This window comes from Burkholderia sp. SIMBA_062, from assembly GCF_046534765.1.
Lineage (GTDB): Bacteria > Pseudomonadota > Gammaproteobacteria > Burkholderiales > Burkholderiaceae > Burkholderia > Burkholderia ambifaria.
The window spans coordinates 1-23,733 of record NZ_JAWRYD010000047.1 but is presented as its reverse complement, the minus strand read 5'-3'; the positions used below and the strand labels follow the sequence as shown (position 1 = coordinate 23,733).

Genomic DNA, 23,733 nt, shown 5'->3' with positions numbered 1-23,733 from the left:
CGGCGGACACCGTATCCGCCTGCCGATCGGGAAAGCCCCGAGCACGTTCGTTCGAATGCAGATTCACGTTGACCGGATTCGAATTCGAACATAGGATGTTCGAAAATGATCAGTCGTCAGATAACGTAGCTTTCGATTCCAGCCGAATGTTCGAGTGAACACGGCCGTTCAGGTCAGGAATCAGGCAAATCGGCGTTCGGCAAGATCGGACGTCGTATGAATAAGACTGAGCAAGGCATCCCGGCCGGGCTGGCTTGCATCGATCAGGAGACAGCAGTGAAGACAGTCAAGGCGTTGCGCTGGTGGATCATCGTGCTGGTATGTCTGGGCACGATCCTCAACTATCTCGCACGAAATTCCCTCGCGGTGCTCGCACCGGAACTGAAGCACGTGTTCGCGATCTCGACGCAGCAGTACTCGTACATCGTCGGCGCGTTCCAGATCGGCTACACGATCATGCAGCCGGTGTGCGGATTCATCGTCGACCTGATCGGGCTGCGGCTCGGGTTCGCGCTGTTCGCGATGCTGTGGTCGGTGGTCGGCGTCGCGCACGGCTTCGCGTCGGGCTGGCTGTCGCTCGGCATCCTGCGCGGCCTGCTCGGGCTGTTCGAGGCCGCGGCGATTCCGTCGGGAATGAAGGCCGTGGCCGAATGGTTTCCCGATCGCGAGAAATCCGTCGCGGTCGGCTACTTCAACGCGGGCACGTCGCTCGGCGCCGCGATCGCGCCGCCGCTCGTCGTGTTCCTGTCGATGCGGTTCGGCTGGCAATCCGCGTTCATGGTCACCGGCGCGCTCGGCTTCGCGTGGGCCGTGCTCTGGTACACGCAATACCGGTCGCCGGCCGATCATCCGCGCCTCACGTCGCAGGAGCGCGCGCTGATCCGCGGCGGCCAGGCCACGATGCCGGCCGTGTCGAAGCGCCGGATTCGCGACGTCGTCACCGCGCGCCGCTTCTGGGCGATCGCGCTGCCGCGCTTCTTCGCGGAACCGGCATGGCAGACCTTCAGCTTCTGGATTCCGCTGTATCTCGCGACCGAACGCCACATGGCGCTCACGGAGATCGCGATCTTCGCGTGGATGCCGTTCCTCGCCGCAGACCTCGGCGGCATTGCCGGCGGCTACCTGTCGCCTTACCTCGCGAAACGGTTCAGCCTGCCGCTCGTATGGTCGCGCGTCGCGGGCGTCGCGCTCGGCGCGGTGCTGATGCTCGGGCCGGCGACGATCGGGCTCGTGTCGTCGCCGTACACGGCCATTGCGCTGTTCTGCGTCGGCGGCTTCGCGCACCAGATGATCTCTGCGCTCGTCAACACGCTGTCGGCCGACGTGTTCGATTCCGAGGAAGTCGGCACCGCCAGCGGCTTCGCGGGAATGGCCGCGTGGATCGGCGGGCTCGGCTTCTCGCTGCTGGTCGGCGCGCTCGCCGACAAGATCGGCTACGCGCCGCTGTTCGCGTGCCTCGGCCTGTTCGACATCATCGGCGTCACGCTGCTCGCGGTGCTGATCCGCGGGCAGTCGAAGCAGGAACGCCTGCTCGCGCAGCATGCCTGACATCCGTTCTCACCAGGAATCGCCTTCATGACTTCGCTTCTTCATCCGCCCGTGTTCCGCGTCGCCGACCGGCAGGCGAACCGCGTGCTGCTCGCGTCCGACGCGGGCGCGACGCTCGAAATCTTCGTGCTCGAGGACGACATCGTGCGCGTGCGCGTGCTGCCCGACGCGACGGCGCGCACTCCGCGCACATGGACGATCGCGCCGGGCCTCGACGACGTGCCGCTCGACGGGCGCGACCGTCTCGACCTGAGCGGCTTCGCGCTGCCGGCCTATGCGTTCGCGGAAGACGACAGCGACGTGCGCATCGAGACCGCGCAGGTCCGTCTCGCCGTGCGCCGGCAAGGCGGCCATTGCACGTGGTCGATGCGCGGCGCGGACGGCGCGTGGCGCGTCGTGCTCGCCGACCGCGCGACGCAGGCATACAACTTCGGCTGGTGGGACGATCGCGCCTACCACTACGTCGCACGCGCGCGCGGCGACAAGGTGTTCGGTCTCGGCGAACGCGCGGGCGACCTCGACCGCACCGGCGCACGCTTCGAGATGCGCAACATCGACGCGATGGGCTACAGCGCGAAGCACACGGATCCGCTGTACAAGCACATCCCGTTCTACGTCACGTGGTCGCCCAACGCATGTCAGGGCTTCGGGCTGTTCTACGACACGTTGTCGGATTGCACGTTCGACATGGGCCGCGAGCTCGACAACTACCACGGGCTGTACCGCTACTTCGTCGCCGAGCACGGCGATCTCGACTACTACTTCATCGCGTCGCCCGACACGCCGCTCACGGCCGCGCGGCGCTTCACGTGGCTCACCGGGCGCCCCGCGCGCACGCCGAAATGGGGGCTCGGCTATTCGGGCTCGACGATGAGCTACACCGATGCGCCGGACGCGCAGCGGCAGATGAACCGGTTCGTCGAGCAGTGCGATGCGCACGACATCCTGTGCGACTCGTTCCACCTGTCGTCGGGCTATACGTCGATCGGCGCGAAGCGCTACGTGTTCAACTGGAACCGCGAGAAGTTTCCCGATGCGAAGGGTTTCGTGAAGCACTACCGCGACCATGGCATCCGGCTGTGCGCGAACATCAAGCCGTGCCTGCTGCGCGACCATCCCGCGTTCGACGACGCCGCGCGGCGCGGGCTGCTGATCCGCTCGGCGTCCGGCGAACCGGCGTGGGTGCAGTTCTGGGACGAAGTCGGTGCGTATATCGACTTCACGCAGCCGGACGCCTACCGCTGGTGGCGCGAGCAGGTCACGTCGGCGCTGCTCGACTACGGGATCGAGTCGACGTGGAACGACAACAACGAATACGAGATCTGGTCGCCCGACGCGATCGCGCACGGCTTCGGCCGGCCGTTCCCCGCGCGCGAGGCGAAGGTGCTGCAGACGATGCTGATGATGCGCGCGTCGCGCGACGCGCAGCGCGCGCATGCGCCGGCGCAGCGGCCGTTCCTCGTGTCGCGCTCGGGCGGCGCAGGCATGCAGCGCTATGTTCAGACCTGGTCCGGCGACAACTACACGTCGTGGGAAACGCTGCGCTACAACCTGAAGATGGGCCTCGGGCTCGCGTTGTCCGGCGTGTCGAACATCGGTCACGACATCGGCGGCTTCTCCGGTCCCGCGCCGTCGCCCGAGCTGCTGTTGCGCTGGGTGCAGTTCGGCATCTTCATGCCGCGCTTCAGCATCCATTCGTGGAATGACGACGGCACCGTCAACGAACCGTGGATGTATCCCGAGATCACCGCGCAGCTCGCGTCGCTGATCAAGCAGCGCTACCGGCTGCTGCCCTATCTCTATCACCTGCTGTGGCTGTCGACCACGCGCTATGAGCCCGTGCTGAGGCCGACCTTCGGCGATTTCCCCGGCGACCCGCGCTGCTACGACGAATGCGACGACATGATGCTCGGCGATGCGCTGCTGGTGGCGCCGGTCGTCGACCCGGGCCGCACGGAGCGCACGGTCTACCTGCCGTCCGGTGCGCGCTGGACGTGCTGTGCGAGTGCGCAGTCGTTCGACGGCGGCGCGAGCGTGACGCTGCCCGCGCCGCTGGACACGCCGGTGATGCTGTTGCGCGAAGGCCGCGTGCTGCCGCTGAACGTCGCCGCGCAGCGGTTCGGCGCACGGGCGGACACGCGCGGCTTCATCGTCGCGCCGCGCATCGAGGACGGTGTTGCGTACGGCGAATGCGTCGAGGACGACGGCGAAACGGAAGCGTGGCGCGACGGCGAATACGGGCTGTGGCGCATCGAGACCGCGCGCGAGGCATCGGGTGAACTCGGCGTGTCGGTCCGCTGGGAAGGCCGCATGCGCCGCCCCGCCGAGCGCGTCGAGATCCTGCTGCCGGCGTCGCTGCAAGGCGCGCTTGCGGTGCGTGGCGCGCGCGTCGAGCACGAGGCGCGCGACGGCGCGTGGCGTCGCATCGTCGTGGCGCTCGTCGACTGATCGCGCAAGCCTGCGCGAACTCGACATCCTGATCGGGCGGGCCGTCCCCGCGGCCCGCCCCCTTACCAAAGAGGAGGCCACCCAGCCTCCCGCCCCGTTGAAGAGACTTGGAGATCGACGATGAATGCACCGCATCACCGTTTTGCAATCCTGATTTTATCGGCCGCGTCGTTCGGCGCTTGCTCAGCGCATGCGCAGAGCAGCGTGACGCTGTACGGCGTGGTCGACGATTCGATCGCGTACGTGAACAACCAGCAAGGCCACTCGAACGTGTACATGCGCGACGGCAACCTGTATGCGTCGAAGTTCGGGCTGCGCGGCGACGAGGATCTCGGCGGCGGCACGCACGCGATCTTCGATCTGCAATCCGGCTTCAACCTGAACACCGGCGCGCAGGCAGCCGCCGGCACGATCTTCAACCGCCAGGCCTTCGTCGGGCTGCGCAACGACCGCTACGGCACGGTAACGGCCGGCCGCCAGTACACGCCGTACTTCCTGTTCGTCGGCCCGTACGCGTCGAGCAGCTGGCTGACCGGCGCGACGGGCGCGCATCCGGGCGACATCGACGGCCTCGACACGACGATCCGCGTGAACAATTCGGTTACCTATACGTCGCCGACCTTCGCCGGGCTGAGCGCGAGCGCGATGTACGCGTTCGGCGGCATCGCCGGTGCGACCGGCAAGGGCAACACGTTCAGCGCCGCGCTGCGCTATGCGAACGGGCCGATCGGGATCGCGGCCGGCTACCTGCGCATCAACAGCTCGGGCTCGTCGACCGGCTTCCTGAATCCGGCGACCGCGGCGTCGGGCAGCTTCGCGGTGTCGGTGCTGAACCAGGGCTACCTCACCGCGAAGGCCGTCGAGCAGGTCGCGGCGGCCGGCAACTATACGCTCGGCAACCTGACGATGGGCCTCAACTACTCGAACGTGAAGTACCTGCCCGGCAACGGCGCCGCGTTCACGGACACCGCCGTGTTCAACACCTACGGCGCGCTCGCCGCGTACCGCTGCACGCCGACCTTCTCGGTGGCCGGCGCGTTCGCGTACACGCTCGCGTCAAAGGCGAACGGCGTCGCGAGCGCGGCCCGCTACCAGCAGTATTCGCTGAAGGAGTCGTACAGCCTGTCGAAGCGCACGACGCTCTATGCGCTGCAGGCGTACACGCATTCGAGCGGGCAGACGCTCGGCGCGCAAGGCGCCGGCCACATCATCGATGCGGCGCCGATCGTCGGCGATTCGCAGCAGCTCACGCCGTCGACGACGCACGGCCAGTTCGTCGGCATGGCCGGGATCGCCGTCACGTTCTGACCAGCAGGCGCGCCCCGCGCGCAATCGCGTCGTCCACCTGCTGCTCGCAGAACTTCGCGACCCGGGCGGCAGCGCCTTCTGCGCGCTGCCCGCGCCCCGGACGATGCGCATTGCGCGCGCCGTCCGGGCGCCCGACGCCCGGCGTTCACCGGGCTTTCCACGTCCCGTCGGCCCGCCGTGCAAACAGCGCGGGTTTCCTCGATTCCCTCGATACCTTACAATCTGTCAGGTTTAACTCTCCTGCATACCCCTTCTTGCAGTCCTGACACCGCGGTACACTCGACGCACGCCGGATGGCGTCGCGCCTCGTTGCGCCCACAACTGGATGCCCGACATGCCAGATTCCCGTCCCTCCCCGCGCACAACATTCAAGCCGCAGGTCGTCCTGCCCGCGCTCGCGGTCATCGGTGCATTGCTGGCCGTCTGCGCGCTGCTCCCGAGCGAAGCCGGCACGCTGTTCTCCGCCGGCCAGCAATGGGTCGTCATGCGCTTCGACTGGTTCTACGTCCTTGCCGTCACCACGTTCCTCGTATTTCTCGTGCTGATCGCGGCGAGCGATTTCGGCAACATCCGGCTCGGCCCCGACGACGCCGAACCCGAGTTCAGCTTCGTATCGTGGACGGCCATGCTGTTCGCGGCCGGCATGGGCATCGGCCTCATGTATTTCGGCGTCGGCGAGCCGATGCAGCACGTCCTGAAGCCGCCGACCGTCGACCCCGGCACGCCCGCCGCCGCGCGCGAGGCGATGCTGATGACCTTCTTCCACTGGGGCTTCCATGCGTGGGCGATCTACGGGCTGATGGGCCTCGTGCTCGCCTATTTCGGGTTCCGCTACAACTTGCCGCTGACGCTGCGCTCGGGCCTGTATCCGGTGCTGCGCGAACGCGTGAACGGCTGGATCGGCCATACCGTGGATGCATTCGCGCTGGTCGGTACGGTCGCCGGCATCGCGACCACGCTCGGCTATGGCGTGATGCAGATGAGCGCGGGCCTGCATACGGTCGTCGGCTGGGACACCGGCAGCAATCTGTTTCGCATCGGGCTCGTCGCGATCGTGGTGTTGCTCGCGGGCCTGTCGGCCGCGAGCGGTCTCGACAAGGGCGTGCGCCGGCTGTCCGAGCTGAACCTGCTGCTCGCGTTCCTGCTGCTCGCGTTCGTGGTCGTCGCGGGCCCGACGGCATTCCTGTTCCGCGCGCTCGGCGACAACATCGGCCAGTACCTGTCGAATCTCGTCGACCTGTCGTTTCGCACCTATGCGTACGCGTCGCCGCGCGAGGAAGGCTGGTTCGGCGGCTGGACCATCCTCTACTGGGCGTGGTGGGTGTCGTGGTCGCCGTTCGTCGGCATGTTCATCGCACGCATCTCGCGCGGCCGGACGATCCGCCAGTTCGTGATCGGCGTGCTGCTCGTCCCGACCGCGTTCAACCTCGTGTGGATGACTGTGTTCGGCAACAGCGCGATCTGGCTCGACACGCACGAGGCGGCCGGCGCGCTCGCGCAGACCGCCACCAATGTCGACGCGCTGCTGTTCCGCTTCTTCGATTTCCTGCCGCTGTCGCAACTGCTGTCGATCGCCGCGATCGTGCTGATCGCGGTGTTCTTCATCACGTCCGCCGATTCGGGCGCGTTCGTGCTCGACCAGATCGCGACGCGGGGCGCCGCGCATTCGCCGGTCTGGCAACGGCTGTTCTGGGCCGCGCTGCTCGGCGTAACGGCCGCGGTGCTGCTCGTCGCCGGCGGGCTCGGCGCACTGCAGGCGATGACGCTGATCGCCGCACTGCCGGTCGCCATCATCATGCTCGCGCTTTGCTACGGGCTGTGGCGCGGGCTCGCGGCCGACCGCGCGCACTATTCGCAGGACGTCGCACCCGCGACGACCTTCTGGACCGGCCAGCACTGGCGCGACCGCCTGACGCACATCCTGCGGCAGACGACCGAGGCCGACGCGCGCCGGTTCGTCGCCGAGACGGTCGAGCCCGCGCTGCGCAAGGTCGCCGACGAACTGCGCGCGGGCGGCGTCGATGCGCATGTGCAGCGCGACAGCGACGACGCCGTGCGGCTCACCGTGCCGACCGCCGAGCACCGCGATTTCGTGTACGGCGTGCGCGTGACGGTGAAATCCGCGGCCGCGTTCCTGGTGCGCGAGGCGGCCGAGCCCGACGCGGCGCGTGCGCACGTGTACGGGATCGTCACGTTCTTCGAGGACGGGCGGCTCGGCTACGACGTCGAATACCTGCGCGGCGACGAAGTGATCGCCGACGTGCTGCGCCAGTACGAACGCTATGTGTCGCTCGCGGCCGACAAGCGCACGCATCTGCTGAGCCGCGCGCCGGGGCACGCGACGGAGGCCGAATGAACGCGCACGCCGCAGCCTTTGCTGCACCGCGCCGGTCCGGCACGTTCGGCCGAGCCGCACGATGAACGGGCTCCTGCAAAGCCGCTCCGCCGACATCGTCGCGCTCGGCACGCTCGCCGTGCTTTATCTCGGCGGAGCCGGCATCGCGCTGTGGCGGATCCGGGCCGCGGCGCCGCGCGGCAAGGTCTACTGGATCGTCTGCATGGCGCTGCTGGCCGGCGGCGCCATCGCAATGGGCGGCAATCTGTCGCCCGCGCCGAACAGCGGCGAAATGCCGCCCGGTTTCGCGCTCGGCGTCGAGGCTGTCCTGCTCGGCCTCGCGCTGGCTGCCGGAGGTTGCGCGTGGCTGATGCTGCGCGCGCGCAAACGCTGACACGCGTACGTCGCGCGGCCCGGTGGCGTCGTGCGTCAGGCGGCCCTTTCCCGATCCGTTTTTGATCGCAACGCGTTACGCGGACGGCGCGCGCGCCGTCACGAGCCAGCATGCCGCGTCGAAGCGCACCTGAGCGCCGTGCACGTAACGCTCGAACGCGGCACGCACCGTGTCCACCACGCGCCGCCGCGTCGCGTCGTCCGCCTCCAGCAGCGCGAGCCCCACCGGGCCCAGCCGCGCGATGTAGCCGTTCAGCGCGGGCTCGGGCAATGCGCACACCCTGTCGACCGGCTCGATCGCGACGTCGGCCCAGCCGCTGTCCGACAGCACCGACGCGATCCGCTGCCGGTCGCCGAACGCGAACTGCCCCGGCGCGCCGGGCCGGCGCGCGGGCAGGTTCGGCAGCAACGGCGCGGCGGCCCGCTCGGCCGTCGTCATGAACGGATTGTCGGCCGCGCTGCGCCACGCGACGAACCGCATCCGCGCGTCCGGCCGCGCCGCGTGCCGCAGATTCGCGAAGGCCCGGACCGGGTCGTCGAAGAACATCACGCCCAGGCGCGACACGATCAGGTCGACGCTCGCGGGCTCGAACGCATGAGTCTGCACGTCCGCGCGCACGAAGCGGGCAGGAATGCCGCTGCGTTCGGCGCGCGCCTGCGCGGCATCGATCATCGTGGCCGAGATGTCGATGCCCGTGCATTGCGCGTTCTCGCCGAGCCTGCGTGCAATCGCGAGCGTGACCGCGCCCGTGCCGCAGCCGACGTCAAGCATGCTGCGCACGGCGACGCGCTCGCCGCATCGGCAAGCAGCGCCTCGAACGGCTCGAACATCCGGTCGATCAGCGCCTGCGCATCGACCCACGCACGCCCCGACGGGCCATTCCACAGCGCGGATTGTTCGTCGTTGCGACCATTGGTTTCCATCGTCGATTCCCGTTATTGTTCGTGGATCATGAACCGGACTGTACTGCTTCAAGCCGGCTTGAAGTCAAGACGCCGGCCGCGATATCCGGCGCATCGTCGATGCATCCTGTCGCGCCCCGATTTTTTTCACATTTCTTACATTCGTGCTGCGTATCGTTGACGACTTTCCTACGGTGCCTCCCATGCGACGACTCCTCCCGCGCGCACTGCTCGCGCGCTGCGCTACCCTTGTTGCCCTCGCCGCGCTGTCCGCGTGCTCGAATCACATCGATACGCCGGCCGATCCGGCCAGTGCGCCGGTCAACGTCCAGTCCGCATGGGTCGAGATCGGCAACGCGAACGAGGCGATCGCGCGCGTCGTCACGAACTACACGCCCGCGTCGGCCGGCGATCCGCTGTGTCCGCAATTGTCCGTCGACGGCAAGCTGTCGCGCATGACGCTGCGCGCCGGCGCCGCGACCGTCGCCCAGCGGCCGACCGCCAGCGACCCGGCCGACTCGAAACCGTCGAGCTTCCCGGTGTCGGTCTGTGAAACGACGCTGCCGGCCGATGCGCAGACGGCCAGCGTCGCGGGCCGTGCGCTGCCGCTGCCGAAAGCGCAGCCGCAGCGCATCGCGATCATCGCCGACACCGGCTGCCGGATGAAGAAGGCCGACAACGCATGGCAGGCGTGCAACGACGCGACGGTCTGGCCGTTCGACACGATCGCGGCGAGCGTCGCGAAGCTGTCGCCGGATCTCGTGCTGCATGTTGGCGACTATCACTATCGCGAGAACGCGTGCCCGCCCGACATCGCCGGCTGCAAGGACAGCCCGTGGGGCTATGGCTGGGATACGTGGCAGGCGGACCTGTTCCGCCCGGCCGCGCCGCTGTTCGCGAAGGCGCCGTGGGTGGTCGTGCGCGGCAACCACGAGGAATGCGCGCGGGCCGGCCAGGGCTGGTACCGCTTCCTCGATCCGCGCCCGTATTCGGCAGGCCGTTCGTGCGACGATCCGGCCAACGACAACGACGCGAACTACTCGGAGCCCTATGCGGTGTCGCTCGGCGGCGGCACGCAGGTGATCGTGTTCGACACCGCGAAGGTCGGCCGCAATCCGCTGAAGACGACCGACGCGCAATTCCGGATCTACCAGAAGCAGTTCCAGACGGTGGCGTCGCTCGCATCGAAGGCCGGCATCACGACGACGATCTTCACGAACCACCATCCGATCCTCGCGTTCGCGCCGATCGCCGGCAGCACGCCCGCGCCGGGCAACCTCGCGCTGCAGTCGGTGATGTCGAGCCTGAACGCGCAGGCGTACTACCCGCCCGGCGTCCACGTCGCGCTGCACGGGCACGTGCACGACTTCCAGGCAATCAACTTCTCGTCCGGACATCCGGCGACGATCGTGTCCGGCAACGGCGGCGACAACCTCGACGTCGCGCTGCCCGATCCGTTCCCCGCGGGCCTGACGCCCGCACCGGGCGCCGTGATCGAGCGGCTGTCGCACAACAACAGCTTCGGCTTCCTGATCATGGAGCGGCGGGCAGCGCCGGCGACGGGCTGGGTGTTTCGTGCGTATTCGGCGGCGGGCAAGCTGCTCGCGTCGTGCGACCAGTCGGGCACGACGCTCGCATGCGACAAGACGGGGTTCATCGCGCCGTGACCGACGACGTTCGATTGCTTGACGGTTTGACGGGTTTGACAGATTCGGGCGGCTGCTGGCGACGGATGGGCGGATCGGGGAAGTGGCCGGTTTTGTCGGCGGCCTGTGCCGGGCGTTCGGTTTGTGCTTCCGTGTCGGTCGCCGGCAGCGCCGAGCGTTCGGATTGCGCTTCCGTGTCGGTCGCCGCCTGTGCCGACCGTTCGGATCGGGCTTCCGTGTCGATCGCCGGCAGCGGCCGCACGGTACGCGTGCTTGCCGCCGCCGTCCTCGTCGGCGCGGCGCTCGCGGCCCATGCCGCGCCGTCCGAAACGGTCCTGCTCCCCGGCGCCCCGCCGTCGCGCGTCGTCGACACGATCGGCAACGGCACGCCGCAGGTGACCGGCAAGGTCGACGCGGCGACCGCCCGCTTCGCGCCCGATCCGACGCTCGTCGCGCTCGGCCGCCGGATCTTCTTCGATCCGCGGCTGTCCGAGCCGCGCGGCATGTCGTGCGCGGGCTGCCACGATCCGGGGCGTGCATTCGCGCCGACGCTGTCGGCCGCTTCGCTCGCGGGGCCCGGCGTGCCGGAAGGCAGTCGCCACGGACGTTTCAGCCAGCGCAATGCGCCGTCGCTGCTCTACGTGCGCTACGTGCCGCGCCGACACTTCTACCAGGACGACGATGCGCCCGCGCCGTCGCCGTTCGGCGGGCTCTTCAGCGACGGCCGCGCCGACACGCTCGCCGAACAGATCCGCGGGCCGCTGTTCGATCCGAACGAGATGAACAACCGGTCGCCGGCCGCGCTGCTGCGCAAGGTCGACGGCACCGAACTGGCGGGCGATCTGGCCGCCCGCTTCGGCGCGTCGGTGCGGCGCGATCCCGAGCAACTGGTGCGCGCGCTCGGGTCGGCCGTCGAGGCCTATCTGCAGAGCGACGACATGGCGCCGTTCACGTCGCGTTTCGACGCATTCCTGCGCGCCCGCAAGCCGCTCGCGCCGGCCGAGATGCGCGGTCTGGCGCTGTTCCGCAATCCCGACAAGGGCAACTGCATGAGCTGCCACACGCTGTCGGAGACGTCGAGCCGGCCGGAGCGCTCGCTCTTCACCGATTTCGGCTACGACGCGATCGCGGTGCCGCGCAATCGCGCGCTGCCCGCGAACCGCGACCCGCGCCATTTCGACAACGGCCTGTGCGACACGGCCACGCGGCTGCGCTGGCCCGAGCCGACACAATGGTGCGGCTACCTGCGCACGCCAGGGCTGCGCAATGTCGCGATCAAGCAGACGTTCATGCACAACGGCGTGTTCACAACGCTGCGCGATGCAGTCGCGTTCTACAACACGCGCTCGACCGACCCCGGCTACTGGTATCACGGCGCCAGAACGTTCGACGACGTGCCGGCCGCCTATCGCGGCAACATCAACGTCAATTCGACGCCGATGAACCGCCGTCCGGGCACGCCGCCCGCGCTGACCGACGCGGAAATCGACGACATCGTCGCGTTCCTCGGCACGCTGACCGACGCGCGCTACGCGAATCTCGCCCCGGCCGCCCCGCCCGCCGCCCCCGCGGCGCATGCCGCCCGGACTACCGGATCCCCGGCTGCCCGCCTCGCCGCGCCGGCGCGCTGACCCTGGCCGAACGGCCACGCGCATGCGCGCCGCTTGCGGCCGCCTCATATACTGGTTATATTTACAGTACTGTATTTATGAACAGTGGGGTGCGCGATGGAACATCTGGTCCGTATCGTCAACGACACCGATCGCCAAGTGCTGGCATGGCTGCGTGCACAGGTGGGCGACGCCCGCGTCGAGCGCGCGGCGCGCCAGCTTGGGGCGACGCGCAAGCCGTTTCCGTCCGCGTTATGCCGATACCTCGGCATGAGCGCGCCGGCCACGCTGCGCCAGGCGGAACGCCCGCGCGCCGCGCGCGACTTCTCGGTCGGCGATCGCTACCTGTCGCTGATCCGTCAGCACCTCGCCGCGCATACGGTCGGCCGATGAAATCGCCGAAACCGTATCGTCGGCGCGTGATGGCACGGCGGCCGGCCGCGGTGAACGCGGCGTGCCGGCTCGGCCGGCCCGTGCCGCCGTCGCGCCCGCCGGGCCCGGTAGCCGGCATGCCTGCCCGGCCGACAGCCGGCCCGCTTACGCAGCGGCCGCCGCGTCGCGTATCAGCTGGCCGAGCGTTTCGATGGCCGCTTCGTGAGCCGTGTCCAATACCCGCGTGCACGCAAGCCGGATATAGGCATCGAAGCGGTCGGAATTCGAGAAGATCGAGCCGGGGGCGATCCTTACCCCACGTGCCAGCGCCGCGTCGAACAATGCTTCGGAACGCACGCCGTCCGGCAGCGCGATCCACAGCAGCATGCCGCCCGGCGGCCGGTTCATCCGCGTGCCTGCCGGAAAATGGCGCGCGATCGCATCGATCGTCACGTCGCGCTGCACACGCAGTTGTTCGCGAAACCGGCGCAGGTGCCGATCGAACGCACCCGAGCCGACGAATTCGGCCGCGACGGCCTGCAGCAACGCGGCGTTGTGGCGGCTGTGCGCGAACTTGAGCATCTTCACGCGCGCGTGCCAGCGGCCCGCACTCATCCAGCCGAGCCGCATCCCGGGCGCCAGCACCTTGTTGAACGACGGGCAGTAGATCACCGTGCCGTCGCGGTCCCATGCCTTCACGGGCTTCACCGCGTGCGGCGCTTCGACGAGTTCGCGGTACGGTTCGTCCTCGATCACGGCCACGCCGCGGCGCGAGCACAGCGCGACCAGCGCGGCCTTGCGCTCGTCGGGCATCACGCTGCCGAGCGGGTTCTGCAGGTTCGGCACGACGACCACGGCCCGAATGTCCGGGTACGCGGTCAGCGCCACGTCGAGCGCTTCGATCGCCAGCCCGGTCGTCGGGCTGGCCGGAATCTCGAGCGCACGCAGGCCGAGGCTTTCGAGCAGCTGGATCAAGCCGAAAAAGGCCGGCGATTCGATTGCGATCGTGTCGCCGGGTCGCGCCACCGCGCGCAGCGCGAGATTCACCGCATCGACGCCACCGCTCGTCGACATCACGTCGTCCGGCGACACGGTCACGCCGTACGACAGCGCACGCTTGGCCATCGTCTGGCGGAATTCGGGCGAACCGCCGACCGGCCCCGCGTCGGTCAACAGCGTCGGCTTGCGCCGCAGCAGCCGGATCGCCAGCGCCTGCAGGCGCTCGGCCGGATACAGCGTCGCCAGCGCGGATGCGCCGCCAAGATTCAACGCATCGGGAGACGCGTTCGCGCGATCGATCACGCGCGACACGCGTTCGTGCAGCCCCGCGAATGGCGGCTCGACGCTCAGCGGCGGCCCGTCGCACTCCGGCAGCGTATCGAGCGCGGCCGCCGCGCGCCGCCGCACGAAGTAGCCCGAGCGCGGCCTTGCTTCACACCAGCCCGTATCCTCGAGCCGGCGGAACGCCTGGATCGCGGTCGACAGGCTCACGCCGTGCTGCGCCATGAACGCGCGCACCGACGGCATCCGGTCGCCGGGCGACAGCGTGCCGGCCGCGATGATGCGGCGGTAATGCTCGGCGAGTCGTTCGTACAGCGGCTCGCCGGCCATCGGCAAAGGCGTGCGGGACGAGTCGGTGACGGATGTCATGCGGGCCATCGTGCCCGCGCGCCCCGGCACACGCCAGATACAGATGCGGGGAAAACCCACCGATACAGCCGGTCAAAATCGCCGCCTGCACCGTAACAGATTCCCGTCCCCTGAATCTGTCCGGCCCGCGTGCGTTTCCCTAACCTGATTGCACGCTGTCGCCCCGCCGTCGCGGGGCTGCGCAACCAGGAAAGGGACTCGCCATGCGAACACAAGACATCCGGCTCGACGCCGGGCAAAGCCACTTTGCGTGGTTCGACAAGGGCAGCCAGGTCATCGTGCTCGACGGCGCGCTCGCGGTCACGTTGCGCCACGGCAGGCTCGACTGGCTGCCTGATGCGCCGCAATACGTCCGTCGCGTGCTCGATGAGGGCGAATGCCTGACGCTCGAAGCGGCCGGTCATGCGACGTTGACTGCCGGCGGTGCCGGGCCGGTCGACGCGACCCTTGCGGAACCCGCGGCCCGGGCCGGGGCGTTCGCTGCGTGGAGCGCGTGGCTGCACGGGGTGATCGCGCGGCCATTCGGCCAGCGGCATGTGCGCGAACAGCCCTGACGTGGTGGCTCGCGCTGCCGCCGGGATCGTCATGCAACCACCATATCGCCTCATCCGGCGGCGAGCGTGATCTCGTCCGGCGCCCTCGCCGCGCCAGACCGATTCAGCCGGGGCGAGATTTCCGGCTACCGCACCTTCCGCGCACGCTCGATCCATTCGAACAATGCCATCCCCGACCAGCATCGCGACGACGAACGCGATGCCCTTGATCGACCCCAGACCGATGGCGCGTCAGGCGGCGTCGCAGGACGCCGTGTCGTCCAGCATCAGCGTACCGACCCGCGCCGGCACGAGCGGCGTGCGCGGCACCGGCGGCGTCCAGCCGAACAGCGCCTGCGCGGCCGCGCCGCACACCCGGCCCTGGCATGCGCCCATCCCGCAGCGCGTCTGCAGCTTCGCGGCCGTCCAGCCCGGCGCCGGCACGACCGCGTCTGCCACCGCGTCAAAGCGCACGTCCTCGCAACGGCATAGCAGCGTATCGGGCCGCGCGAGCCGGCGGATCTGCTCGCGGATCGCAAAGCGCTCGCGCACCGCGTCTGCGAACGCCTGCCAGTGCGCGCGCCGCGCAACCAGCGCGGCCAGCGGCGCCACCTGCCCGGTGGCCGCGCAGCCGGCGATCTCGCCTTCGACCATCGCCAGTTCGCTACCACCGACACCCGTGCACTCGCCCGCGGCGAAATACCCGTCGCGGCTCGTGCGCTGGTGCGCGTCGACCACGACCGCGCCGTTCTCGATCCGGCAACCGAGATGGGTCGGCAGCACGGTGTTCGGCACGAGCCCGAAGCCGCACGCGAGCCGGTCGCAGTCGACGTCGAACTCGCGCTCGCCCTGCCGGATCCGCACGCGTTCCAGCCGTTTGTCGCCGAACGCTTCGACGACGTAGGCATTGGGCCGGTAGGCGGCCGTGACGAGCTTCGCGGCCTGCGCGAGTTTCGACGGCCAGCGCCACAACCCCGCGCCGAAACCGGCCACGTCGCCCCATGCCGCCTGTTCGAGCACGTGCGACACCTGCGCGCCTGCCTGCCGGGCCGTCGCCGCGCTCGCGAGCAGCAGCGGGCCGCTGCCGGCGATCACCGTGCGCTGCCCGCGCACGTCGAGGCCGTACTTGATCAGCGCCTGCAGGCCGCCCGCGCCGGTGACACCCGGCAGCGTCCAGCCCGGGAACGGCAGCAGCAACTCACGCGCGCCGCAGCACGCGATCAGCGTGCGGAATTCGAGCAGAAAGCCGCGCTCGTCGTCCTCGAGCAGCAGCGTGCCCGGCTGCGTTTCGGCGATGATGCGCGTGGCCGCGAGATGCGTAACGTTCGGCTGCCGCAGCACGGCAAGGCGTTCCGCCGCGGCCGCCACCGGCGTCGCGGCGGCGGCCTGGCGCCAGATCTGTCCGCCCGCGCGCGGGTTGTCGTCGACGATCGCGATCGTTGCGCCGCTTCGTGCGGCGGCCCGCGCGGCCGACAACCCGGCCGGGCCCGCGCCGACGATCGCGACGTCGACGCTCAGTCGTTCCTGTTTCATCGCGTGCGCTCCACCCGCATCCCGTCGCGGCACAGCGTCTGGCAGGCCAGACGACGGCGGCCGTCGATCGTCATCCTGCACTCCTGGCAGATGCCCATCCCGCAAAACGGCGCGCGCGCCGCACCCGTGCACGACACACGCGTCGTGTCGTCGCCGCTCGCCGCGACGGCGGCCGCGACGGTCACGCCATCGGCCACCGTCAGCGCGCGGCCGTCCAGATGAATGATCATGTCAGCCTCCGCCGGGCCGCCCCGCACGTACGGGACTCTGCCTTCGGGGGATGGGGGGACTGCGTCCCGCCAAGCGAACGAAGTGAGCGTGGGGGTCGTTTCATGTCAGCGCTCCGGCTACGTGGGACGTCGTCAGGAAACGTCCCGGCAAATACGGTTCGATATCGATCGGCGGCCGCTCGCCGGTCATCAATGCAGCGACGAGTCGCGCGCTGCCCGGCGCGGTCGTCACGCCAAGCCCTTCGTGCCCGACCGCGAGCCACACGCCCGGCCGCGCCGGATGTTCGCCGAGCAGCGGCAGGCCGTCGGGGCTGGCGGAACGAAAGCCCGTCCATGCGCGAATCCCGTTCAGGTCGGTCAGATCCGGCAGGTAGCCGGCCGCACGGCGCAGCATGCGCGCGAGCACTGGCGGCTCGATACGCGCGTCTTCCGTATCGAACTGGCGCGACGAGCCGATCAGCAGTTGGCCGGTCGGCCGCGGTTGCACGTTGAACGCGACGGACGTGCCGTCGCTCGCGTGTGCGCTCGCCGCATAGCCGAGCTCGACGAGCTGGTGCGACACCTGGCCCGGGTAGCGGTCGGTGATCAGCAGATGGCCCTTCTTGGGGCGCAGCGGCAATTCGGGCAACAGCGTGCGCGCGGCGACGCCGTTCGCGACGACGACGCGTTCCGCGCGCAGCGTGTCGCCGCTCGCGAGCGTCACGCTCGGGCCGTCGACCGCCACCGCGCGGTCGCGCCGCAACGTGATGCCCGGCGCGCGCTGCAACAGCCAGCTCGCGGCGACCGGCGCATAGAGTATCGCGTCGCCCGGGATCTTCAGCGCGCCGCCGAGCCCCGCGCGCAGCATTGGCTCCAGCCGCGCGAGCGTCGCCGCGTCGATCAGTTCGCCCGCCACGCCATGTGCGGCGAGCGTCATCTGCTTGGTGCGCGCGAGGTCCATCTCGTTGGAATCGGCCGCGAGCCACAGCGTGCCGCAATTGCGGTACGCGCAGCCTTCCGGCATGTCGCCGCTCAACGCACGCCACAGCGCGATCGAGTAATGGCTCAGCGCGAGCTCGGCCGCGTTGTCGTCCATCGCGACGAGGTGCCCCATGCCGGCGCCGGTCGCGCCGCCGCTCGCGTCGTCGACGACGAGCACGCGCAGCCCGCGCTGCGCGAGTTCATGCGCACATGCGGCACCGACGATGCCGGCGCCGATCACGACGACGTCGGTCCTGGCCTCGCTCACGACACGATGCCCCAGCCGAACGGATCGTCCTCCTCGATCAGCAGCGTCGCTTCCGCGCTGAGATGCGCACTGCCGCGGATCGTCGGCACGATGCCGCCGTCGGCCTGCGCATAGCTCGCCTGGAACACGCTACCGATCACGCTCGCCTGCCGCCACACGACGCCCGCTTCGAGCTTGCCGTCGGCCGCAAGGCATGCGAGCTTCGCGCTCGTGCCGGTGCCGCACGGCGAACGGTCGTACGCATGGCCCGGACACAGCACGAAGCTGCGGCTGTCGTGCTCGGGATCGTCGGCGAACAGTTCGATATGGTCGATTTCGCCGCCGTTCGCGCCGGTGATGCCCGCGCGCTCGAGCCCTTCGCGCACGGCCGACGAATAGGCGGTCAGCGCCGCGACGTTGTCGCCGGCCACGCGCTGGCCGTGATCGCTGATCAGGAAGAACCAGTTGCCGCCCCACGCGATGTCGCCCTTCACGGAGCCGTAGCCCGGCACGTCGACGGCGACGGCCTTCGCATGGCGATACGCGAGCACGTTGCGCACGCTGACCGACAGGTCGTCGTGCAGCGTCGCCTCGACGGTGCCGACCGGCGTTTCGATCCGGTGCACGCCCGGCTCGATGCGGCCCATGTGATGCAGCGTGCGCACGACGCCGATCGTGCCGTGCCCGCACATCCCGAGGTAGCCGCTGTTGTTGAAGAAGATCACGCCGGCCGCAGCCTCCGGCGACACGGGTTCGCACAGCAGCGCGCCGACCATCACATCGCTGCCGCGCGGCTCGAGAATGCATGCGGTGCGGTAGCGATCGTGCTCGCGCGCGAGCACGTCGCGGCGCTCGGCCATCGTGCCGTTGCCGAGCGAGGGGAAGCCGGACACGACGAGCCGCGTGGGTTCGCCGCCCGTGTGCGAATCGATGATCTGAATGCGCTTCATCATGAGCCGTCCGAAGTGGGGAAAGGAGCATAGCTTCCTCCGTCGCGCGCCGGTCCGCTTGTGGCTTTTCGATGAGGACGGCGACGAAATCGGCACAGTGCGGAACGCCTTTCGCGGCCCTTCCCGCCACTGTGCCGATTTCGTCATTCTGCTCCGCGATACGACTCAAGCGTGATGGGTGTTTGCACGGCGATACTGGTTGCTCGTCGACGCGCCTGTCGCCAGCCGAGATGAAGCGATACGCAGCAACAGGAAGCAATACCAAGCAGGAGATTGCAGTGAGCCGAAACGCCATCCGGCGGACCGAAATTTTCCCCGCCATCCGCAACCAGTTCGCACCGCGCGCTTCCATCGCATTCGACGCCGCGCACCGCGCCGAACAGAACCGGGCGAACCGCTGAGCGACTTCCCCACCCGGCGGTGCAACGGCTTCCCCTCGTCGCATCGCCACTTCCGGTCAGGTATGGCCCGCACGGGTCCGTTCGCCGCGGCGCCAGCCCGCGCCGCGCATGAACGGCCGTCGGCCCGCCCGGTCGTTCGAACCGGTCGCACGCCGGCCGGCAGGTGTGTGCCGCTGCTCCGTCGGAGCGCGGCGCAAGCCCACCTGCCACGATATTTCCCAGGAGACAAACCCATGCCAGGCCAAGGCAACACACACCCGTCCGTCCCGCTTTCCCGTTCCGTGCCCGCCGACGGCGGTCACGGCAAGTTCAAGAAACAGCTGTCGCTGACCGACCTGACGTTCATCGGTCTCGGTGCGATCTTCGGCTCGGGGTGGCTGTTCGCCGCGAGTCACGTGTCGGCGATCGCCGGCCCGGCCGGCATCTTCTCGTGGCTGCTCGGCGGCTTCTCGGTGCTGCTGCTGGGCATCGTCTACTGCGAGCTCGGCGCCGCGCTGCCGCGCGCGGGCGGCGTGGTCCGCTACCCGGTGTTCTCGCACGGTCCGCTGCTCGGCTACCTGATGGGTTTCATCACGCTGATCGCGTTCTCGAGCCTGATCGCGATCGAAGTGGTCGCCGCGCGCCAGTACGCGGCCGCGTGGTTCCCCGGCCTCACCAAGGCCGGGTCGAGCGACCCGACGACGATCGGCTGGCTCGTGCAGGCCGGGCTGCTGTGCTTCTTCTTTTACCTGAACTATTCGAGCGTGAAGACGTTCGCGAAGGCGAACAACATCATCAGCATCTTCAAGTTCATCGTGCCGCTCGCGGTGATCGGCGTGCTATTCACGTTCTTCAAGCCCGCCAACCTGACCGTGCACGGCTTCGCGCCGTTCGGCATGCCGGGCATCGAGATGGCCGTGTCGGCCGGCGGGATCATTTTCGCGTACCTCGGCCTCACGCCGATCGTGTCGGTCGCGAGCGAGGTGCGCAATCCGCAGCGCACGATTCCGATCGCGCTGATCCTGTCGATCCTGCTGTCGACGCTGATCTACGTGCTGCTGCAGCTCGCGTTCATCGGCAGCATCCCGACCGACATGCTCGCCGCCGGCTGGCACGACGTGAGCAAGGCGTTCTCGCTGCCGTACCGCGACATCGCGCTCGCTCTCGGCGTGGGCTGGCTCGCGGTGATGGTCGTCGCGGACGCGATGATCTCGCCGAGCGGCTGCGGCAACATCTACATGAACGCAACGCCGCGCGTCGTCTACGGCTGGGCGAAGACGGGCACGTTCTTCAAGGTGTTCACGCGCGTCGACGAAGCGTCGGGCATCCCGCGCGCGGGCCTGTGGCTCACGTTCGGCCTCGCGATCTTCTGGACGATGCCGTTCCCGTCGTGGGAAGCGCTGATCAACATCGTGTCGGCGGCGCTCGTGCTGAGCTACGCGGTCGCGCCCGTGTCGGTCGCCGCGCTGCGCCGCACCGCGCCCGACCTGCCGCGGCCGTTCCGCGCGGTGGCCTTCGGCATCACCGGCCCCGCGTCGTTCGTGATCGCCGCGCTGATCGTCTACTGGTCGGGCTGGGGCACGGTGTCCTGGCTGCTCGGCCTGCAGATCGTGATGTTCGTGATCTATCTCGCGTGCCGCCGCTGGGTGCCGACCGCGCACCTGAGCATCGCCGAGCAGGTGCGTTCGTCCGCGTGGCTGATCGCGTTCTACGCGGCCATGATCGTGCTGTCGTATTTCGGCGGCTTCGGCGGCACCGGCCAGCTCGCGCATCCGTACGACACGGTCGTCGTCGCGGCCGTCGCGCTCGTCATCTTCTACTGGGGCGCCAACACCGGCATCCGTTCCGACAAGCTGCAGCTCGAAGACGACGAAGACTGACGCCCCCGCTTTCCCCTTTCCATTCCGGCCGGGCGCATCACGCCCGGCCCCGCATTTTCCGAGGAAAAACCATGCAACTCACAGGTCAGCTCCTGATCGGCCAGTCGGCCATCGCCGGACAGAACGGCACCCTCCACGCGATCGCCGCCGCGACCGGCGAACCGCTCGACCCCGCGTTCGGCGGCGCGAGCCTGCACGACCTGGAGACGGCCTGCGCGCTCGCCGACGACGCGTTCGACACGTACCGCGAAACGAATCCCGAGCAGCGCGCCGCGTTTCTCGACGCGATCGGCCGCAACATCATGGCGCTCGGCGACGATCTGATCGAGCGCTGCGTCACCGAAACGGGCCTGCCGCGCGCACGCATCGAAGGCGAACGCGGCCGCACGGTCGGCCAGCTCGCGTTGTTCGCGTCGCTCGTGCGCGACGGCGGTTACGTCGACGCGCGCATCGACCCGGCCCGTCCGGACCGCAAGCCGCTACCGCGGGTCGACCTGCGCCTGCGCAACGTGGCGATCGGGCCGGTCGCCGTGTTCGGCGCGTCGAACTTCCCGCTCGCGTTCTCGGTCGCGGGCGGCGATACCGCGTCGGCACTCGCGGCCGGCTGCCCGGTGATCGTCAAGGCGCACTCCGCGCATCCGGGCACGTCCGAGCTCGTCGGCCGCGCGATCCAGCAAGCCGTGCACGAATGCGGGCTGCCGGCCGGCGTGTTCTCGCTGCTGTTCGACGCGTCGCGCGAGATCGGCCAGGCGCTCGTCGCCGATCCGCGCATCAAGGCCGTCGGCTTCACCGGCTCGCGCCGCGGCGGCGTCGCGCTGATGAACATCGCGGCCGCGCGCCACGAGCCGATTCCGGTCTATGCGGAAATGAGCTCGATCAATCCGGTGCTGCTGTTCCCGGCCGCGCTCGACGCGCGCCACGACACGATCGCGCCGCAGTTCGCCGCGTCGCTTGCGCTCGGCGCCGGCCAGTTCTGCACGAACCCGGGCCTCGTGCTCGCGGTCGACGGCCCTGCGCTGCGCGCGTTCGAAGCCGCGGCGGCCTCCGCCGTGCAGGCGAGCGCCGCTCAGACGATGCTCACGCCGCACATCCATGCGAGCTATGCGCAAGGCGTGGCCGCGCTGCGCGCGCACGACGCGGTTGAGCTGCTGGCGCAAGGAGTGGAAGGCGGCCGCTACCAGGCACGCGCGGCGCTGTTCGCGACGTCGGCGGACGCGTTCATCGCGCACCAAGAACTGCGTGACGAAGTGTTCGGCCCCGCATCTCTGATCGTGCGCTGCCCGGATGCCGACACGCTGCATCGCGTGCTGAAGTCGCTCGAAGGCCAGTTGACGATCGCCGCGCATCTCGCCGACGGCGACGCCGCGCTGTTTGCCGCGCTGCGCCCGACGCTGGAGCGCAAGGCCGGCCGCATTCTCGTCAACGGCTTCGGCACGGGTGTCGAGGTCGGTCACGCGATGGTGCACGGCGGCCCGTTCCCGGCCACGTCCGACACGCGCACCACGTCGGTCGGTGCACGCGCGATCGAGCGTTTCCTGCGCCCCGTGTCGTACCAGGACGTGCCGGACGCGCTGCTGCCCGACGCCATCCGCAACGGCAACCCGCTGAACGTGCCGCAACGCATCGACGGCGTGCCCGCGCCGCGGGAAGCGCGCGATGTCTGAGCCGCTCGCCGAAGTCGTCCTGCCGCTCGATGAGGTCCACGCGCTCGCGCTGCGGGTGCTGACGCACAACGGGATGTCCGCGGCGCACGCGCAGGCGATCGCGAACGTGATCACGCAGGGCCAGCGCGACGAGTGCCACTCGCACGGCGTGTACCGGCTGCTCGTCTGCGTGCGCTCGCTGAAGAAGGGCAAGGTGGATGCGCAGGCCGTGCCGACGCTGCGCCGGCTGTCGTCGTCGATCGTCGCGGTCGACGCGCATCGCGGCTTCTCGCTGCTCAGCTTCGAAACCGGCCTGCCGGTGCTGGTCGAGATGGCGAAGCAGCACGGGATCGCGGCGATGGCGATCAACCACTGCTACCACTTCTCGGCGCTGTGGCCTGAGGTCGAGGCGATCGCCGCCGAGGGGCTGGTCGGCATCGCGGTGAACCCGAGCCACAGCTGGGTCGCGCCGGAGGGCGGCCGCGAACCGGTGTTCGGCACGAACCCGATTGCGTTCGCGTGGCCGCGCCCGGACGGCGTGCCCTTCGTGTTCGACTTCGCGACCAGCGCGATCGCGCGCGGCGACATCGAGCTGCACGCGAAACAGGGCAAGGCGATCCCGCCGCACTGGGCGATCGATGCCGACGGCCAGCCGACCACCGATCCGAAGGCCGCGCTGCAGGGCGCGATGCGCACCTTCGGCGGCCACAAGGGCTCGGCGCTGGCGGCCATGGTCGAGCTGCTCGGCGGCGCGCTGATCGGCGACATGACGAGCCGGGAGTCGATGGACTTCGACGAAGGCGTCGGCGCGACGCCGTGCCATGGAGAGCTGGTGATCGCGTTCGATCCGAAGGTTTTCCTCGGCGATGAACTCGACGCGGGCCTTGCGCGCGGCGAGCGGATGTTCGCGTCGATCACCGGGCAAGGCGCGCGGCTGCCGTCGCAGCGGCGCTTCGATGCCCGCGCGCGCAGCATCGCGCACGGCGTGCGGATTCCGAAGGCGCTGTACGACGAAATCCTGACGCTGCTCGACTGACGCCATTGCGTTGCGCGGCGCGGCTTCATCGCCGGTAGAAGGCGATGAAGCCGCCGCTGGTTTCGCCGCTGGTTTCGCCGCTGGTTTCGCCGCTGGTTTCGCCGCTGGTTTCGCCGCTGGTTTCGCCG

18 protein-coding genes and 1 pseudogene are annotated in these 23,733 nt (G+C 69.4%); 13 read left to right on the top strand and 6 right to left on the bottom strand.

What is annotated here, in order from left to right:
- The first annotated feature begins 276 nt into the window (after positions 1-276).
- From SB786_RS32570 to SB786_RS32550, 5 genes are all read left to right on the top strand, one after another.
- Positions 277-1,548: an MFS transporter gene (locus SB786_RS32570; RefSeq protein WP_410731056.1), complete on the top strand. Its 1,272-nt coding sequence runs from the start codon at positions 277-279 to the stop codon at positions 1,546-1,548.
- A gap of 27 nt (positions 1,549-1,575) precedes the next feature.
- A complete protein-coding gene (locus tag SB786_RS32565; RefSeq protein WP_410731055.1) occupies positions 1,576-3,996 on the top strand; it encodes a TIM-barrel domain-containing protein in 2,421 nt (806 codons plus the stop codon).
- Positions 3,997-4,116: 120 nt separating this feature from the next.
- Positions 4,117-5,304, top strand: a complete 1,188-nt coding sequence (locus SB786_RS32560; RefSeq protein ID WP_410731054.1) for a porin — start codon at positions 4,117-4,119, stop codon at positions 5,302-5,304.
- Between the two features lie 334 nt (positions 5,305-5,638).
- The gene (locus SB786_RS32555; RefSeq protein ID WP_410731053.1) at positions 5,639-7,660 is read left to right on the top strand and encodes a BCCT family transporter; all 2,022 of its coding nucleotides are present in this window, start codon (positions 5,639-5,641) and stop codon (positions 7,658-7,660) included.
- Positions 7,661-7,721: 61 nt separating this feature from the next.
- Positions 7,722-8,033: a hypothetical protein gene (locus tag SB786_RS32550; protein ID WP_006761899.1), complete on the top strand. Its 312-nt coding sequence runs from the start codon at positions 7,722-7,724 to the stop codon at positions 8,031-8,033.
- 75 nt (positions 8,034-8,108) lie between these two features.
- Here SB786_RS32550 and SB786_RS32545 read toward each other — a convergent pair.
- A pseudogene (locus SB786_RS32545) lies at positions 8,109-8,956 on the bottom strand (class I SAM-dependent methyltransferase).
- A 182-nt stretch (positions 8,957-9,138) separates the two neighbouring features.
- Here SB786_RS32545 and SB786_RS32540 point away from each other — a divergent pair.
- From SB786_RS32540 to SB786_RS32530, 3 genes are all read left to right on the top strand, one after another.
- Positions 9,139-10,602 carry a metallophosphoesterase family protein gene (locus SB786_RS32540; RefSeq protein WP_410731052.1) on the top strand — a complete coding sequence of 488 codons (1,464 nt, stop codon included), beginning with the start codon at positions 9,139-9,141 and terminating at the stop codon, positions 10,600-10,602.
- A gap of 26 nt (positions 10,603-10,628) precedes the next feature.
- The gene (locus SB786_RS32535; RefSeq protein WP_410731051.1) at positions 10,629-12,212 is read left to right on the top strand and encodes a cytochrome-c peroxidase; all 1,584 of its coding nucleotides are present in this window, start codon (positions 10,629-10,631) and stop codon (positions 12,210-12,212) included.
- 96 nt (positions 12,213-12,308) lie between these two features.
- Positions 12,309-12,584 carry a hypothetical protein gene (locus SB786_RS32530; protein ID WP_006761733.1) on the top strand — a complete coding sequence of 92 codons (276 nt, stop codon included), beginning with the start codon at positions 12,309-12,311 and terminating at the stop codon, positions 12,582-12,584.
- 144 nt (positions 12,585-12,728) lie between these two features.
- Here the strand turns inward: SB786_RS32530 and SB786_RS32525 are convergent, their stop codons facing one another.
- Positions 12,729-14,222 carry a PLP-dependent aminotransferase family protein gene (locus SB786_RS32525; RefSeq protein WP_410731050.1) on the bottom strand — a complete coding sequence of 498 codons (1,494 nt, stop codon included), beginning with the start codon at positions 14,220-14,222 and terminating at the stop codon, positions 12,729-12,731.
- A gap of 194 nt (positions 14,223-14,416) precedes the next feature.
- Between SB786_RS32525 and SB786_RS32520 the strand changes: the two genes are divergently transcribed.
- Entirely contained in the window at positions 14,417-14,767 is a 351-nt protein-coding gene (locus SB786_RS32520) for a hypothetical protein (protein WP_410731049.1), read from the top strand.
- A 231-nt stretch (positions 14,768-14,998) separates the two neighbouring features.
- Here the strand turns inward: SB786_RS32520 and SB786_RS32515 are convergent, their stop codons facing one another.
- The 4 genes from SB786_RS32515 to SB786_RS32500 form a co-directional block, all read right to left on the bottom strand.
- A complete protein-coding gene (locus tag SB786_RS32515; RefSeq protein WP_410731048.1) occupies positions 14,999-16,279 on the bottom strand; it encodes an FAD-dependent oxidoreductase in 1,281 nt (426 codons plus the stop codon).
- Positions 16,276-16,509: a 2Fe-2S iron-sulfur cluster-binding protein gene (locus tag SB786_RS32510; protein ID WP_059450582.1), complete on the bottom strand. Its 234-nt coding sequence runs from the start codon at positions 16,507-16,509 to the stop codon at positions 16,276-16,278. The genes SB786_RS32515 and SB786_RS32510 overlap by 4 nt, the downstream gene beginning before the upstream one ends.
- A 100-nt stretch (positions 16,510-16,609) precedes the next feature.
- Positions 16,610-17,737: an NAD(P)/FAD-dependent oxidoreductase gene (locus tag SB786_RS32505; protein WP_410731047.1), complete on the bottom strand. Its 1,128-nt coding sequence runs from the start codon at positions 17,735-17,737 to the stop codon at positions 16,610-16,612.
- Complete coding sequence (locus SB786_RS32500) at positions 17,734-18,666, bottom strand: 4-hydroxyproline epimerase (RefSeq protein WP_410731076.1); 933 nt, start codon at positions 18,664-18,666, stop codon at positions 17,734-17,736. The genes SB786_RS32505 and SB786_RS32500 overlap by 4 nt, the downstream gene beginning before the upstream one ends.
- Positions 18,667-18,896: 230 nt before the next feature.
- Between SB786_RS32500 and SB786_RS32495 the strand changes: the two genes are divergently transcribed.
- From SB786_RS32495 to SB786_RS32480, 4 genes are all read left to right on the top strand, one after another.
- Entirely contained in the window at positions 18,897-19,067 is a 171-nt protein-coding gene (locus tag SB786_RS32495) for a hypothetical protein (protein WP_410731046.1), read from the top strand.
- Between the two features lie 233 nt (positions 19,068-19,300).
- A complete protein-coding gene (locus SB786_RS32490; protein WP_410731044.1) occupies positions 19,301-20,926 on the top strand; it encodes an APC family permease in 1,626 nt (541 codons plus the stop codon).
- Between the two features lie 71 nt (positions 20,927-20,997).
- On the top strand, positions 20,998-22,590 hold the full coding sequence (locus SB786_RS32485; RefSeq protein WP_410731043.1) for an aldehyde dehydrogenase (NADP(+)): 1,593 nt from the start codon (positions 20,998-21,000) through the stop codon (positions 22,588-22,590).
- Positions 22,583-23,605, top strand: coding sequence for an Ldh family oxidoreductase (locus SB786_RS32480; protein ID WP_410731042.1), 1,023 nt, complete (start codon positions 22,583-22,585; stop codon positions 23,603-23,605). The genes SB786_RS32485 and SB786_RS32480 overlap by 8 nt, the downstream gene beginning before the upstream one ends.
- Positions 23,606-23,733: the final 128 nt, after the last annotated feature.

Bases quoted from the DNA above. Each gene is read 5' to 3' on its own strand.
- SB786_RS32495 (WP_410731046.1), top strand. From the start codon at position 18,897: ATGAAGCGATACGCAGCAACAGGAAGCAATACCAAGCAGGAGATTGCA.
- SB786_RS32520 (WP_410731049.1), top strand. From the start codon at position 14,417: ATGCGAACACAAGACATCCGGCTCGACGCCGGGCAAAGCCACTTTGCG.
- SB786_RS32510 (WP_059450582.1), bottom strand. From the start codon at position 16,509: ATGATCATTCATCTGGACGGCCGCGCGCTGACGGTGGCCGATGGCGTG.
- SB786_RS32555 (WP_410731053.1), top strand. From the start codon at position 5,639: ATGCCAGATTCCCGTCCCTCCCCGCGCACAACATTCAAGCCGCAGGTC.
- SB786_RS32480 (WP_410731042.1), top strand. From the start codon at position 22,583: ATGTCTGAGCCGCTCGCCGAAGTCGTCCTGCCGCTCGATGAGGTCCAC.
- SB786_RS32515 (WP_410731048.1), bottom strand. From the start codon at position 16,279: ATGAAACAGGAACGACTGAGCGTCGACGTCGCGATCGTCGGCGCGGGC.
- SB786_RS32500 (WP_410731076.1), bottom strand. From the start codon at position 18,666: ATGAAGCGCATTCAGATCATCGATTCGCACACGGGCGGCGAACCCACG.
- SB786_RS32490 (WP_410731044.1), top strand. From the start codon at position 19,301: ATGCCAGGCCAAGGCAACACACACCCGTCCGTCCCGCTTTCCCGTTCC.
- SB786_RS32550 (WP_006761899.1), top strand. From the start codon at position 7,722: ATGAACGGGCTCCTGCAAAGCCGCTCCGCCGACATCGTCGCGCTCGGC.
- SB786_RS32560 (WP_410731054.1), top strand. From the start codon at position 4,117: ATGAATGCACCGCATCACCGTTTTGCAATCCTGATTTTATCGGCCGCG.
- SB786_RS32530 (WP_006761733.1), top strand. From the start codon at position 12,309: ATGGAACATCTGGTCCGTATCGTCAACGACACCGATCGCCAAGTGCTG.
- SB786_RS32565 (WP_410731055.1), top strand. From the start codon at position 1,576: ATGACTTCGCTTCTTCATCCGCCCGTGTTCCGCGTCGCCGACCGGCAG.
- SB786_RS32485 (WP_410731043.1), top strand. From the start codon at position 20,998: ATGCAACTCACAGGTCAGCTCCTGATCGGCCAGTCGGCCATCGCCGGA.
- SB786_RS32540 (WP_410731052.1), top strand. From the start codon at position 9,139: ATGCGACGACTCCTCCCGCGCGCACTGCTCGCGCGCTGCGCTACCCTT.
- SB786_RS32525 (WP_410731050.1), bottom strand. From the start codon at position 14,222: ATGGCCCGCATGACATCCGTCACCGACTCGTCCCGCACGCCTTTGCCG.